This is a genomic window from Pseudomonas sp. Ps21-P2, assembly GCF_039672565.1.
Taxonomy (GTDB): domain Bacteria; phylum Pseudomonadota; class Gammaproteobacteria; order Pseudomonadales; family Pseudomonadaceae; genus Aquipseudomonas.
Map to the genome: position 1 here is coordinate 82350 of NZ_JBDFPL010000011.1, position 14576 is coordinate 96925.

The following is a 14576-nucleotide window of genomic DNA, read 5'->3' on the forward strand; positions in this document are numbered from 1 at the left end:
TTCCTGAAAGTTGCAAAAGATGTGGCGAGCTTTTGGGCAGGCCGCTTCAACACAGCAGACGTCGCTCGTGGACGTGCTCGTCGGTGTAGACCCACAGCGAAACCCGGGCGTGATCGTTCTCCCCGTCGCTGAAACTGACGGGGCCGGCAGGGGTGGCAAATTGATCGAAGCGCAGCGCATCAAGCAGTCCGCGCTGATCAGCGGCGGCTCGGTCGATCAGAGCAAATGCCGCAAGCGTCTCGACGGCGTAAACCGGCGCCTGTTCGGCGTAGATCTGTTGATAAGTCGCATCGAACGACTGCGCCTCAGCCAGATCTCCCGCGATGGGGAAGCTGATGACATACACCGTGCCGGTTTGCGCCATCCCTTCCACCAGCGCAGGAGATGCGGCGTCGTCGGTGAAGAAGATCGGCAATTCACAGCCAGCAGCGCGGTTATCCACAAGGAACTGGCGGCTGGCTCTCAGACGTCCGCAAAACACCAGAGCGTCGGCGTTATTCACATCGTCTACCAGCTCGACGGTGGATAACTGCGCGGCTGCATGCAGCTCCTGCATCTGCTGGCGCCCGTGCAGGCTCGGGTCAGTGAACAAAGCGAGCCGGCGCAAGCCTTCAGATTCGGCAAACTCGATCAACCGCGTGGCAAGGAGTCGGTCAGACGCACAAATGCGGAACGTGGTTTCTCCAGCGCGGGTCAAGGCTGCGCAGGTAGACGCGGGCAAGATCAGCGGAATCCCCGCCTGTGCATAACTTTCCACTGCTGCAGCGGCAGAGTCCGAAGCGAAGTGACCAATCACAGCATCCACTTTCGCGTCGATGAAATGCCTCGCCGCCGCCCGGCCGCCCGCTGCGCTCGCGCCGTCATCAAAGTAGAAATGTCGCGCGCGGCGCACGTGGGGAAACAGATGGCTGGACAGGTACACGCTGCGCAAGAAACCACGCGCGTGCAGTGTGGTGCCGACGTTGAGTGCCGCGCAGATACCCAGGCGCATCATGACAAGGCGACCTCGGCAAACCGCGAAGGGCGGAACGCTTCCATGACCGATCTATAAGCCGCATCCATCGACACGCCGGACATCAATCCGCTCAGCTCGAACGCCAGCAGCTCGGCAACATTCGGTGCCATTTTGAAGCCGATGCCGCAAAACCCGGTGGCGAGAAACACATGGCTGTTGGCGCTGGAACGGCCGATCAGCGGGCGGCCGTCTTCGGTATACGCGTCCCAGCCGACCTGTGTGACCACCGGCAAACTGTGGTGCCGGTCGTAGCCCAGACGAGAGACGCGGTCCATGACGTCCAGCTCGTTATCCAGCGGCGACATGTTCAGTTGGTCCGCATGTTCTGCACGCTGGCGCCGCTGGCCGCCCACTTGCACGAGATTGCGTCCCAGCGGCAGCAGGTAGGTATTCAGATGGTGAGCAATGATCGGCATGCTCGGGGCCTGATCGCAGCCGAAGCGCGTGAATGGAATCGTCCGCGCGTGCACGGCATTGTGCGGCCGGGGCAACGGGCCACTGGCGCCACAGGCATCGACGACCCACGTCGCTTCCAGGCACAGCTTGCCAGCATGAACCTGAACATAGCCGTCCAGTTCGACGCAGCGGTCGACAGCCAGGTGATCGAGGTACGTCGCTTTTTCACTGACGTAGCGGCACAGATTCGACACCGTGACGCGGGCATCCACCGTGCCGCCACTGCGTTCGATAAGCAGGCATTCGCCGACACAAAATGGCGAGAAACGCCCGTTATCCAAAGCGTCGACGCAAGCGTGCAACTCAATGCTCTCGGACCCTTCGCTGTCCACCGCTTCCAGGTATTGCCCACACACCTCGGCGCTGGCGATGTAAGCGACGCCACTGCGATTCAGTGCGCTCTCGTAGAGGGCGTGGACGATGCCGGAATTGCCGTGAAGTGATACGCGCCGGGTCAACGGACGCAGCGCGGCGTCCAGCTCCAGACCGCGAACAATGCCGCCGGTGTCCCGCGTTGCGCCCTGGGCGCCAGCGATGCCTTTCTCCATCAGCGCGACGTCGAGGCCGCTTTCGACCAGCGCCGCTGCAATCGAAGCGCCCATGATGCCGGCTCCGATCACGATCACATCAAATGAAGTTTTCATCGTCGTCGCGCGCCTCTCGGTCAGATTTCGTACTCGACCGCACTGACATACACCAGCTGCTGCAGGACTTCGTTTTCAGTGAAGCGGCAATAGCGCAGGATCTGTTTCGCCAAGTCCGGGAACACCGGCGCGCCGATGGCACCGATCAGCGCCATGTACGGCAGAATCCGCTTGCCGAGGGTCTGACGATCACGGGCGGCGTTGATGATGTCCGACAGCAGCACCGCGAGCCCCTTCATGCTGAAGTGATCCACCGACGTCACTTCGAACCAGCGCGCTACCAAAATCTTGAGGGCCGCCGCGTCCGCCGCACTGACTTTCAGGCTGTCGCCGTCCACCCGCTCGCGCTCGGCCTGGGCGGCCAGCTTGACCAGCACCTCGTTGAAGGTTTGCTCACGCCAGGCGGAGAACTTCTCGACATCGAAGTCATCGGTGTCCTGCTCCGGCGCGATCAGCGCCAGATAGAAGCGCGCGCTATCGGTACAGGCGTCTGCCACCAGGTCTCGCGCCCAGATCGCATAGTTGCGGCTGGTGGAAAGGTTCTTGCCGTTCAAGGTCAGGAACTGGTTGGTGTAGAAGGTCTGGCGCATGCGATAGCCGTGCATGGTCTGCAGCAGCGAGGGGTAAACCATCATGTGGCTGAAGGCGCAGTCATAACCCAGAAAGTGCACCAGCCGGCCTTTGCCGGAGCGGCAGTATTCGTCGTACTCCCACGGCGCAAGCTTGTGTTCGTTCAGGTATTCGCGAAAGGCCGCCAGGTAACCGGACAGGCCCATGACCCAAGTATGTATGCGCCGGCTGCCATCCGGCTTGAGATCCAGCCCGCCGTCGTGGGGCCGGGTAATGCCCCAGTCCACCGGACCGATTTCGAACTCCTCCTCCAGGAAACGGCGGATGAAAGGCCGCAGCGGCGCATGTTCGAACGTGCTTTTGAGGTGGTTGCGAAAATTCGACAGCGCCAGAAATTCACGCTCAATGGGACGCCAGATCATGGGCGTCGCACATAACTTGCAGCGGAAGTTACTCATCTTCGAGGCATTGGGCGTGTGCGCGCACTCTTCGCACTGGCTGGCATCCGAGTCCGAGCCACAGTGATCGCAGTTACCCCGGCCAAATGCTTCGTAACCCCACTTGTCACAGTGTTCGCAGTACGGTTCCTGGCTGACCTTTTTATAAATGGCCCCCGCCTTCACCGCGTACTCGTACATCTCCTCGACGGCGTTCTTGAAGTAACTGTTGCGATCCGGGCGCATCCAGAAGTCCACCTGGATGCCCATCTTCTTCAGCGTGTCGTTGATTTTGTCAGTGTTTTCCAGCGCCAGCGCTTGAGGCGCACGGTCCAGTTCGATACCTCGACGCAACATGTAGGACTGATAGTCATCGGAGTATGAAACGAGGGTGCAATCGTGGCCGCGTTGACGTTGGGCACGGGTGTAGATATCTGCCGCGAGAAAAGGCCCCGCCATATGACCAATATGCAAATCACCATTTGGCGTCGGCGGCGTGATCGTGACGAGTAACTTGCCCATCACGATGCCCTCTGATCGGACACGTCATGAATGGTCGCTTTGTGCAGGGCGAACTCATCGGCAGCCATTGCCTGCTGGGCATCTTCATTGAGGAAGCGGTTGGCGGAGTCACGGTCCCACCACACGACGTAGAAATGGAAGTCTTCGTCGGTGTCGTTGAACACATAGTGATCGGTGTGTTTGGGAATGGCGGCGATGTCACCCATGGTGAACGGGTACGTCTGATCCCCCACAATCAACTGGGCGGTGCCTTTGATGCCGATAAAGAATTCCTGGTCTATCTGCGTATGCGACAAGGATTTGGTGTGCGGGCGCACGACGCACCAGCCACCACCAATGGGCGTCGGATAGCCGTTCCACGGCAGTAACCTCGCGCCATCCAGGTCATATTCATGAACCAGTTTGTCCCACGCCATCGGGCGAAAAATATCGAAATCAGTCATGAGGGTTTCCTTCAGCCAGAGCATCCTGCTCGCTGTTTTATCGGCGCCAGACTGAGCTGACGGGCACGTGCCAGTTAAGAGGTAAACTGAAGAAAAGCGCGCGACGGGGCAAACTAGAAATCCGCAATCAGCGGTTAAGTTTGACTTAACGGGTCTTGGCTTAATTGTCTTGATAATCAGCGAGTTGACTGGTTTTAAAGGCGTGGGTGTATCACCCGTGGACACTGAAGCAGGACTTAACTGCCTTGATAACTAACCAAGACTTCATTACCCCGCAGAAATTGAGGGTGTAGGCACTGGCCTATTCCCGGCTGAAGCCAGTCCTACTGACACACCGCGTACACACTGTAGGACCGGCTTTAGCCGGGAAAACGTCGGTGGCTACAACGCAGACTCGGCGGTACGTAAAACACGAACTATCGCGTGGTGAATTCACGCTGACTGGCGTTGGCCTGGTACAGCAGCCAGTCCCGAAATAGTTTGCTGGATTTGGGAAGAATGGCCGTCTCGTCATACACCAGGTAATAGGCGATGGGCGTGTCGATCGTCGCGCGAAACGGCACGACCAAACGACCAGACGCCAGCTCTTCCCAAATCAGCGAACGGCGCACCAGCGCAATGCCCATCCCCGCCAGCGCAGCCTCGATGACGCCGTTGGAATCCACGAACACCGAACCTTTGTGTACGGCCGCCTCGCCGTCTTCGATACCCACTGCACGGAGCCACAACGCCCAGTCCTCGCGGTGTTCGTCGTGCAAGAGGTTGTAGCTTTTCAGGTCAATGGGCGAGGAAAGATACCGGGAATCCGGCAGCAGAGAGGGGCTGCAGACAGGCTGCAGTCGGTCGTTGATCAGCATCTCCACTTCCAGACCGGGGTAACGCCCGAGGCCGTGGCGCACGGCGAAGTCGACGCCGTCGCCGAGCAAATCAACCAGCCGGTTGGTGGTGCTGATCAGCACCTCGATGCCGGGACAGATGACCTGGAAATCAGGCAGGCGGGGCAGCAGCCATTGCATCGCAAAGCCGCTGGTGCAGCTCACAGTGATTGTATTGGGGCCGTTGTCGCTCATCAGACGCTGGGTGGCGTCAGATATCTGCCCGAGCGCGGGACGAATGGCCCGCAGGTAGATCTTGCCCTCGGCAGTCAGCTCCAGGCGCTTGGTGTTGCGGATGAACAGCGTGACGCCCACGGCTTTTTCGAGCTTGGCGATCTGTTGGCTAATGGCCGCAGGGGTTACGAACAGCTCACCTGCCGCGCCTTTCATGCTGGCGTGGCGCCCCGTCGCTTCAAAACACAACAGCGCGTGCAGGGGCGGGAATTTCATGCCTGACCTCGGTTAAGAAAATCTAATGTGCTTAAGAAAAGCTCGCTTGAGCACCACCCCAGACACTGCTCAAATCATCACACCCTGACTCGACGAGCGTCAATCAACAACTTTTCGGTCAGCGGATTGGCGATACGGATCAAGAAAGGAAGCGCAATGAAAGTCTCCGACTATGTTCGACTGATTGTTCTAGCTGCCATCTGGGGAGCCAGTTTTCTGTTCATGCGCGTTGCTGCCCCCGTATTGGGCGCGTTGCCGACCGCTTTCTTCCGCGTGTTGCTCGGCGCCATTGGCTTAATGGTGATTCTGGCCATTTTAAGAACCCGGCATGAGTTCAACGGCAAGTTCAAATCCACCTTGATCCTGGGCATCATCAATTCCGGCATTCCGTTTTTGATGTACAGCATGGCGGCCTTGTTATTACCCGCAGGTTATTCCGCGATCTTGAATGCGACGACACCCTTGATGGGCGTGTTGATAGGCTCAGTGTTTTTCAATGATTCGCTGACACCCAAAAAAGCCGTTGGCGTATTTCTCGGTTTGCTAGGGATAACGTTGCTGACCACGACAGGCCCGGTGACTTTCACCACGTCGGTGGTCATGGGCGCAATTGCTTGCCTGGTCGCGACCAGTTGCTACGGCGCTGCAGGATTCCTGACCCGTCAGTGGATCGGCGACCGGGGAGGCCTGGACGCGAAACTCGTGGCGTTCGGCAGCCAGATTGGCGCGACGCTGTTTCTGCTGCCCTTCTTCGCCGTCTCCGCCACCGTCAACCCGCCGGCCACCTGGGGCGACTCAACTGTGTGGCTGTCCCTGGCAGCCGTTGGGTTCGTGTGCACGGCCTGTGCTTACATTTTGTACTTCCGCCTGATCGCCGATATCGGCCCGGTCCGCTCGCTGACCGTCACTTTCCTGATTCCGCCATTTGGCGTCCTTTGGGGCGTGATGTTCCTCGGTGAAAAGGTCTCCGCCGGACACCTTTACGGCGGTGGTCTCATCTGCCTGGCGGTCTGGTTCGTGTTGAGCCAAAGCAAGCCGAAGCCGGCACCTGTTCCTCAAGACCGCGCCGCCACAACCTGACAGCAACGTTATCCACAACTGTTTTCGGCGCCGGGTAAATACCCGGCAGGGCCCGGCTGTGCCTGAAATATCCAAGCTCGGGTGATAAGAACGCTTTGGGGATTCATCCGATGGCAACTCCAACACGCTTTTCCATCACCTGGCGCACTGGCAGCACTCTCACGGCGAGGTATGCAGGATGAGCAGAGCGATCCCGTTGATAGCCCTCCGCACGTTCGTTGAGGTGTGCAAGGCCGGGAGCATGAAACGTGCAGCGGACCAGCTGTGTGTGTCACCGGCCGCCATCAGCCAGCAGATCAAAGGGCTGGAAGACCAGATCGGCAGGCGGCTGTTCGAGCGAGACGCCAAGGGCATCCAGCTTACCCCTTCCGGACGCAGCCTGTTCGACGAGCTCGCCGGCACCTTTGACGTCATCGAAAAAGCCTGGTCGCGCGCTGCACTCAAGGCGCCACGTCAGACGCGCCTGGTGATCAGCACGACGTCCACCATCGCAAGTTCGTGGCTGATCCCGGCACTGGGTGGTTTCAAGGAACGTTGCCCCAACGTCGAAATCTCGATTCAGATCTGTAACGGTCTGTCGGAGCTCAAGCACGGCCATGTGGATATCTGCATCCAGCGCGAGATGGCCGCCAGTTGTGAAAACCACGCCACGCACTTGTGGTCGTCCTACTTGATCCCCGTGTGCAGCCCGCATCTGCTCAGCACCCAGCGCAATATCGAGAGCCCGCAGGATTGCCTGACCTTCCCGCTGCTGCAGGACACCGAGCGCAACTACTGGAAGGTCTGGATGAACGCCTTCGGCATGAGCAACCGCAAGATGATTCAGGGTTCCAGCTATGGCGACGAGTCCCTGTTGATAAGTGCGGCCTGCGCCGGCCAGGGCATCGCGCTGGTCAACAGCGTCTTCGCGTCCGAGGCATTGCAGAGCAAACGGCTGGTGCAGGTCACCAATGCCACGGCGGAGCTCAAGTTCGACTATTTCGTCTATTGCGCGAAAGAGCGGCGGGAAGAATGGGCGATTGCTGAGTTCATGAAATGGGCTGTGCAGCAGGCGGGCAAGACAGCGAAGGGGCATGCCCGGGAGATTGAAAGCGCGAGCCAGGTGGCTTGATTCACGAAGCTCGGCGAGTGGGTTTCACTGGGTCATACGTGTTGAGCTGACGGCGTCGCATGCCATGTGCAGATCTGTGCCCGTTAGCCATTTTCCGTAATGAGCTTTGAGCTCATCTTCCCAACTCGAGCGGCCAATGCGTTGTAGCACCTGCGTTTGAACAGCTCTTGCAGGTCCTCGTCCGGGACTCCTCTGCGTCGCATCTCGTCTGCCACCGATGCATACCGCCAGTCGCGGTGGCGCGGTTCGTTCCAGTCTGAATCGAGCAAAGTGAGTGCGCTCAGCATCGGAATGCGATGGGCGCCGTCCGCACAACCCGGTGTTTGCGACGTGCATGCCCTTGGAAGCGGCGAAGGTCATGCAGGCAAATTCGATGGAGGGGAAATCATACTCATCAAACTGGTCACGGGGCTTGGCCAGGATCAGCATGCCTTTGTCTTGCAGCGTTCGCTTGGGCCTGGCTCCACCGAGGGACGAACGCTGCTGCCGTATGTTTAGCGTTACGAGCGATTCGGCATCCAGCTGCTTGTCGTAAACCGCTTCACAGGCTTCAATGAATTTCGCCAGACCATTGAGCGTGGGTATAGTTGATGGGATCTGGCACCCATCCACCCCGTTTCACGTGATCAGGCGCATAAAGAAACTCACCCACCGCGCCTTTGAGCGTCAATCTGCCGAGCGTCACCACGTCTTTGGTCTTGGGGTCTTCCATATAGATATAGGCGCGAGACATCAAAAGTCCTCCGACTTGGGTTTCGCCAACCGCACCCGTCGCGCTGCGAGGCCGTCCTTCGCATCTTCGTCGCTGCCATAGCGAGTGATTTCAGACGTTTTTTCAATCCCGTCCAATGGCGCGAAAACCTGGTCGCTCAAGCCCAGGCGCCATAGCACCAGCATGAATGATCGCAAGTCGACCCGTTCCGAGCCGTTTTCGATCTTGCGTAGCGTGTGCGCGGAGATGCCGATCGAGCGTGTGAGATCAGCTTGGCGCAAGCCTGCTGATAAGCGTCGGGCCTTCACCAGCAGCGCGATTCTAGCAAGGCTATCGGCGCACGCGACGGGGAAGAAGTCAGTCATAACACTCACCTGGGTTTACCTTAACTGACTTAAGGTAAACAAGCTGAGTATTAGCGCGATGTGAAGGTCAATTAATACGCACTTAAATGCGTTTTAGGCCGCCTAAAGCTTACTGTGGTGAGTTTTATGTGTGGGTGCCTACGACTCGCACGATTTTCCGTCGGCTTGGGAATCTGCGATGCGCCGCTGGCCTGCGCTGCGAAAGCACCTTGAACGTTCGTTCCGGACATCATAGAACAGCTGTGTGGCCTGCTCGCCAGTCACAGTGCCTTCTGTTTGTGCCTGCTCGATCCGGCTGAATAGCGAGTCACACTCATCTTCAAGCCTGGGCCGGTCGATCTTATGCAGATCGTTTATGGACTGCTTGAGAGCATCGAGCATAAGGATCACCTGGATCGCGCTTTACCTTGGGGTCACTGAGAGGTGCAGACGTGAAGCATTGCAGCAATCATTATTGCTCGGCTTGACCCGAGAACTGCTCAACGGCGACCACAACACTGTTGGCACCTTGTTGAATGTCCTTGATCACCTCGTCCGCCTCACTGGCTAAATCAAGTGCCGCCCCGGCCTGTTGCCTGCTTTTACCGATCATGGTCACGGCGCTGGACGCCAGAACCTGATTGTTTTTCACGACCTCGAAGATTTCCGCCGTTGCTTTAGTGGTTCGAAGGGCCAGGTTTCTCACCTCGTCGGCGACCACAGCAAAACCCCGACCCTGTTCACCGGCACGTGCGGCTTCGATTGCTGCGTTCAAGGCCAACAGATTGGTCTGGTCCGCGATGCTGCCGATGGTTTTGACGATGGTGCCGATTTCCTGGCTCTGGGCATCAAGGGCTTCGATGCCATGGGCAGCATCTTCCATCAACGCCGAAAGCGTATTGAGGGTCGTCACGGTGTTCTGGATGACTTCGCGACCTTGCTCTGCGCTGGCGTTGGTTCGAACCGACGTGCCGTGGGCCATGCCGGCTGCTTCGGATACAGCGCGCTCACGGGTGACCTGGTCGGTGATAACGGTGGCTATTTTGGCAATCTTGTACAGCTTGCCATTGGCATCCACGATTGGATTGTAGGAAGCCTCCAGCCATACCTCGTTGCCATGTTTATCCACTCGGCAAAACCTTCCCGCGACATAGGATGCCTGTCTAAGGGTCTGCCAAAACCGATCATATTCTTCCGACTGAGCGTCGGATGGCATGCAAAAGATTCGGTGGTGCTTGCCCAGGATTTGGGGAAGCGTATAGCCCATAGCGTCCAGAAAATTCTGATTGGCTGCCAGCACTAACCCATCCAGAGAAAACTCGATGACGGCAGTGGAGCGCATCAGAGCCCCCACCAGCGCTTCATTCTCCCTGGAGGCTTCAATGGTTCTCGTCAGCACGCTTGAATACAAAACGATGCGTTCGACCCGCCCGCTGTCACCTGCGAAGGGTATGACCATTGCCCGTAGCCAGACGTGTCGACCTTCACGGCTGCACAGACGCAACGTGCCGCTGTAATGCTTGCCCTGGGCAACAGCATCAAGAGCCCGGCGCTGATGGACGTCTCCGCTCAGCTCTGAAGGACTGAACTCACGGAGGGCACGACCGGACAACTCGGCCTGGGTGAATCCCAGCTCTGTTTCAAACAGAGCATTCACCTCAAGGATGACGCCTGCCGCGTCCAGGGTGACCGACACGGTTTCGAGATCCAGCGTCGCCTTGACCTGCTCAAGAGCCCCCAGCCGTTTTTCCAATTGCTGGATTTTATCTTTTAACCGGGTATTGAACATGGAGGCCGCTCGCATTGACTTGAGAAGCTATCGACGCGGCGAGCGAAACCTTGAGAAGCATGGCCAGCAGCCTGATGGCCGGTGCAGATCAAGCATTCGGTCCAACGTGTAGGCCCTCCTTTGCCTACACATTAACAATCTGCGACTGCGCTGATTCCCTAAGAACCAGCTGGATCGAAAGAATAAAGATTGTCACATGCCCCCACGGAATTCGTGGCTTTCAGTTGCGAAAAAACAACTGAAAATTAATAAAGGCTGTCACAAACCCTCTGAAGTCATAGTATGACGGTGTTTTCTGAACAATAAAGGTTGTCACAAACACCTACAGATTCAGAAAAAAACGTCTGCTCGGCGCTCTTTCATTCGATACCAGGCTTAGGCGGGAGTCGGATCACCCGCCTCAACCTCAGTTCCACCGGAGTTAGCTGTACGCAGGGCAGGACGTGGCCTCATGGAATCGGAATCAGCCAAGGGATCAATTCTACCTAGTCACCGTACTTTGCCGAGCGCCCCGATGTACGTGGCTTCAGCAAACCGACTAAAACGGCGGCAGTCATCCACCAAGTACACGGGAACTCGATCAAATCAGCCCCGTGTCCGATCGACCGTAATCCGCTGAGCGCTCTCCCCAAATCGCTTCATGAGAATTTCCGGACGGCAGTGTGAGAAATCACTGATAAACCCCCAACTCGATTCTTGCCAAGTAGCTTTCAACGACCTGAAATCCAAGAGAATTATCGAGGAGATCGACGGGTAGATTGTCCGCGAGGTGCCTGCACGGTCGGCCAAGCCATTCCTCAGCACATTTCTGTGTACCGAACACAGCTATCGCATGTTCCAGGGCCTTCGCGTACTGGAAAGCTACTGAACTTTGATAGGGATTGAGGCGATATGATTCTACTAGACCTAAGCGGCGGATCGTACGCTTGGATTTGCCTAGGATCCGAACCACTACCTGTTTTGATGAGTAGAGGTTCGAAAGCGCGAGCATCGTCTCAACGTCCCTCAATACGAAACCTTCCTTCACCAGTCGGTAAATTTCCAGTTCGCTCAGCAGCTCGGTATCGGCCTGAGTCAGACAGTCAGTCGGCTTCGGGGCCGATTGTTGATGCCGTGGGGAGCACGCGGATGTTGTAGCCATCGGTTTTGCTTCAATTGAGACAATTTTTCTAGCTTAGCCTGCTCTACCGAAGTTCGCTCGTGGATCAGCACCTTATCAGCTTTGGTCTTGTTTTCGTCTTGCGGATCGCAATGCGTGCCTAAAGCGCTCCGGCAGCACCAGCTATTGAGAGCGGGATGGTCAGGTGCGGTAACATAGGATGATACGTGTTGCGAATATGCTATCGCGCCTGACAACGAGCACTTGATATGAGAATTTTTTCACCGCTACCAGGTGAGTACATTGCCTCAGCGCTAAAACGAGGAAATGAGCTACTCGGTATCCAACCTTTGTCGATTGATGAGTTCTATATTAAGTCAGCCCCTAGGGGACCTGCCGGCTTAAGCAGAAATTCTAGAACTCTTCGAACGGAATGGCGCGAACAGGCAGAATTCGAATTCCCGCCATTATTTACTAAATATAACATCGAAGAACACGTTCTAAAAAACAACACATTATACCCCCTGTATTCGGCACTAGGCCGTACGCGAACAATTATTAATGTCACCCCAGCAAAGTGGACAAGGATCTGCCCTGATTGTGTGAGGGAAGATTATGAGGCTCACGGATGTGCGTTTGTACACACGAGACATGTTGAGGCCTTTGTACGGCTCTGTAGCACGCATGCTACAGCTTTACTTGAAGAGTGTCCTTATTGTACCGTTCCGATAAGAAAGCATGGAATTGCCAAACTAGGGTTTTGTGGTAGAAATTACGAGCGCTTTGAGCAATACCATAGCTCGCGCGAGCATCAATATGCTAAATTTATCGCAGGCCTGCTGAATTATCGAGGTGAGATGGTTGAGCCGGATATTGCGGGATGGTTAGTACACGACAGCACGTGGGTACAATATTCCAAAGAAATAAATCTTCGGCAGATGCATTTAGATGTCCCCAAGATCATAAATCGAGAACTTGGCGTAGAAATTAAACCTTCAAGCTCGGGGGGCGTACCGTACAACGCTTTTCCACTTGAGGCCTTTATAGGCTGCATGACATCTGAACACTACTTGGACCTTCTGGATAGTGGGAGAGCGCAGGAAGTGCTGAGAGTAAAAGCCGGCCAAATTCGTGGGTATGAATGAAGAACCCCGTGGATATTTTTGTTTAGAAGCCAACAGCTCAAACTGGAGAGATGCGTCGTTCACCAGCATGAGATATTCACTGTATCAGTTTAACCAACCGATCTACGCTATTCGGACACTGAACAGCATTCATATAAGAGACGAAATGTTGTTGCTACGAGGAGCCCTTCGGCGTATTGCTTCTCGGCTACAGAATCGAACAACCTAAGGGCTAGCGCCTGAGTCCCAAGGTTGGGTCAAAGCCCTTTCTATGGCGCCACGCAGCAGATGTGTGATTAGCCTCTGCCGTTGACTAGGCGTCAAACCGGGGGGGCACATCCCACAGCGGAGCTGATTGTTGAAATGAGCCGTCCGTAACTGGCGGCTATAGGCGGGTAGTAGAGACCGTTAGATCCATGCTTGTTGATGCTAACGCCGAATTGATCATGCGCTCACGCACAACCGCCCCCCTCGTAATCTGGACAAATTCGGCAAAGGCAACGGTTCGCCAAAGACGAAATGGGTCAGCGATACCTAGGTAACTGGATCAATTCGACATCGGCGCCAACAGTCATATGACTTCTCGCTCCTTATCAGCGGCATTCCGGCTTCCAGCGAGTATCCCGACAGGTTCATCAAGCAGCGTCTGTGCCGCAATGTCTAACAAACGACCGGCATCGGGCCTAGAGGAGCTACTGGCCCGGGCCTCCCGGATGAACTGATCGCGAAGCATCCACTTGTCGGTCGTGGCCTTTCGGTGCCCCTTCATATGCCCCCCCTAGGTCGGACTCGACCACACCCTTCTGCCAAACCGAACATGCTCCACCAGTCGCCCAGATTAGCGACCGAACTCCTTGAAAAAGTCGTTCCTGGCAACGAGGCCAAGATCGCTGGAGTATTCCGCCAGGTCATCACTGCACATCTGTTCTGCCGCCGCTGCTCCTTGAGATTTGCCAGGGCCTGAAAGAAGCAACATTCACAGAGATGGACCTCGTAACGCTCTCCGTCATGCTGGATCCCTTATCTCCAGTGCGCTTGTAGCGTCCCGAACTGGTATCCGTTTGCCTCGATGCGCATGGAGGGGCTAGCTGCTGACGTAACGGTCCGGCAACGAACGAGCGTTACCTGTGAAGCGCATCCTGGGAGCTGCTATCAGCCAAAAGCGGCCCTTTCTGATGTCGGTAATCAACATCTGAGCGAACTGTGTCGACCTGAATTACTACCAATAAAATAGGTTATCACCAATTATTACCGTTTATCCGATCTTCGTACGCTGAAAGCTTAGCGCGGTGTTTTTGTGACTGGGATGACCATTAGTGATCGTGACGGTGCCAACAGAGAGATAGATATGCAGGAACTGACGAAAACTGCCCAGAACGATCAGCGTAGGCTGACGGCGGTCGAATTTCAGGATTTGGCTCGGGTACCCGCTGCAGTCGAGTGGTTTGCCAACCTGGACAACCCTCGAACACGACGCGCCTACCAAAATGACCTGGAAGACTTCTGCGGTTTTGTCGGTTTGGCTTCGGCCGATGAGTTTCGTGTGGTGACCCGATCGCACGTTCTGGCCTGGCGTGCCCAGCTCGAGCATCGCGGCTTAGCGGGAGCGACGATCCGGCGCAAATTGGCCGCGCTGGCCAGCCTTTTTGATCACCTCCTGGAAAGCAATGCGATCGCAGGTGGCAATCCCGTGCATGGGGTAAAACGTCCCAGGATAGAAAGCAACGAAGGCAAGACGCCGGCACTGGGCGATCACCAGGCGAAGGCGCTGCTCGAAGCGCCGGATGAAGCAACACTTAAAGGGCAGCGCGACCGGGCGATATTGGCTGTTCTTCTCTATCACGGGCTGCGCCGTGAAGAAGCGGCGCTGCTGCAGGTGAGCGACATCCAGGAACGCCGCAGATA

The 14576-nt window shown here is 56.5% G+C and carries 13 protein-coding genes and 1 pseudogene; 4 read left to right on the forward strand and 10 right to left on the reverse strand.

The annotated features are described in order from the left end of the window. Positions 1 to 46 precede the first annotated feature (46 nt). The 5 genes from ABEH28_RS24500 to gcvA form a co-directional block, all read right to left on the reverse strand. A complete protein-coding gene (locus ABEH28_RS24500) occupies positions 47 to 994 on the reverse strand; it encodes an ABC transporter substrate-binding protein (protein WP_346631320.1) in 948 nt (315 codons plus the stop codon). Further along, positions 991 to 2115 carry an FAD-binding oxidoreductase gene (locus ABEH28_RS24505; RefSeq protein ID WP_346631321.1) on the reverse strand — a complete coding sequence of 375 codons (1125 nt, stop codon included), beginning with the start codon at positions 2113 to 2115 and terminating at the stop codon, positions 991 to 993. Before ABEH28_RS24505 ends, ABEH28_RS24500 begins: the two co-directional genes overlap by 4 nt. Positions 2116 to 2135: 20 nt before the next feature. Continuing rightward, positions 2136 to 3644: a methionine--tRNA ligase gene (locus ABEH28_RS24510; protein ID WP_192174504.1), complete on the reverse strand. Its 1509-nt coding sequence runs from the start codon at positions 3642 to 3644 to the stop codon at positions 2136 to 2138. Continuing rightward, complete coding sequence (locus tag ABEH28_RS24515; protein WP_346631322.1) at positions 3644 to 4087, reverse strand: cupin domain-containing protein; 444 nt, start codon at positions 4085 to 4087, stop codon at positions 3644 to 3646. The genes ABEH28_RS24510 and ABEH28_RS24515 overlap by 1 nt, the downstream gene beginning before the upstream one ends. Before the next feature lie 416 nt (positions 4088 to 4503). Continuing rightward, complete coding sequence (gcvA, locus tag ABEH28_RS24520) at positions 4504 to 5412, reverse strand: transcriptional regulator GcvA (protein WP_346631323.1); 909 nt, start codon at positions 5410 to 5412, stop codon at positions 4504 to 4506. A gap of 156 nt (positions 5413 to 5568) precedes the next feature. Between gcvA and ABEH28_RS24525 the strand changes: the two genes are divergently transcribed. Both ABEH28_RS24525 and ABEH28_RS24530 read left to right on the forward strand, forming a co-directional pair. Then, complete coding sequence (locus ABEH28_RS24525; RefSeq protein WP_192174564.1) at positions 5569 to 6492, forward strand: DMT family transporter; 924 nt, start codon at positions 5569 to 5571, stop codon at positions 6490 to 6492. A gap of 178 nt (positions 6493 to 6670) precedes the next feature. Continuing rightward, positions 6671 to 7603 carry a LysR substrate-binding domain-containing protein gene (locus tag ABEH28_RS24530; protein WP_282365435.1) on the forward strand — a complete coding sequence of 311 codons (933 nt, stop codon included), beginning with the start codon at positions 6671 to 6673 and terminating at the stop codon, positions 7601 to 7603. 550 nt (positions 7604 to 8153) lie between these two features. On the opposite strand, the gene ABEH28_RS24535 is transcribed toward ABEH28_RS24530, so the two are convergent. From ABEH28_RS24535 to ABEH28_RS24555, 5 genes are all read right to left on the reverse strand, one after another. After that, positions 8154 to 8336, reverse strand: a complete 183-nt coding sequence (locus ABEH28_RS24535; protein WP_346631324.1) for a hypothetical protein — start codon at positions 8334 to 8336, stop codon at positions 8154 to 8156. Continuing rightward, positions 8336 to 8680 (reverse strand): helix-turn-helix domain-containing protein, encoded by a 345-nt coding sequence (locus ABEH28_RS24540; RefSeq protein WP_346631325.1) that lies wholly within the window; start codon positions 8678 to 8680, stop codon positions 8336 to 8338. Before ABEH28_RS24540 ends, ABEH28_RS24535 begins: the two co-directional genes overlap by 1 nt. A gap of 138 nt (positions 8681 to 8818) precedes the next feature. Beyond that, on the reverse strand, positions 8819 to 9061 hold the full coding sequence (locus tag ABEH28_RS24545; RefSeq protein ID WP_346631326.1) for a hypothetical protein: 243 nt from the start codon (positions 9059 to 9061) through the stop codon (positions 8819 to 8821). Positions 9062 to 9131: 70 nt separating this feature from the next. Further along, on the reverse strand, positions 9132 to 10448 hold the full coding sequence (locus tag ABEH28_RS24550; protein WP_346631327.1) for a PAS domain-containing methyl-accepting chemotaxis protein: 1317 nt from the start codon (positions 10446 to 10448) through the stop codon (positions 9132 to 9134). Between the two features lie 670 nt (positions 10449 to 11118). Then, on the reverse strand, positions 11119 to 11589 hold the full coding sequence (locus tag ABEH28_RS24555) for an antitoxin Xre/MbcA/ParS toxin-binding domain-containing protein (protein WP_346631328.1): 471 nt from the start codon (positions 11587 to 11589) through the stop codon (positions 11119 to 11121). A 227-nt stretch (positions 11590 to 11816) separates the two neighbouring features. Here ABEH28_RS24555 and ABEH28_RS24560 point away from each other — a divergent pair, with 227 nt between their 5' ends. After that, positions 11817 to 12692, forward strand: coding sequence for a TniQ family protein (locus ABEH28_RS24560; RefSeq protein WP_346631329.1), 876 nt, complete (start codon positions 11817 to 11819; stop codon positions 12690 to 12692). Between the two features lie 1327 nt (positions 12693 to 14019). Then, positions 14020 to 14571: pseudogene (locus tag ABEH28_RS24565) on the forward strand (site-specific integrase); the annotation flags it as partial. Positions 14572 to 14576: the final 5 nt, after the last annotated feature.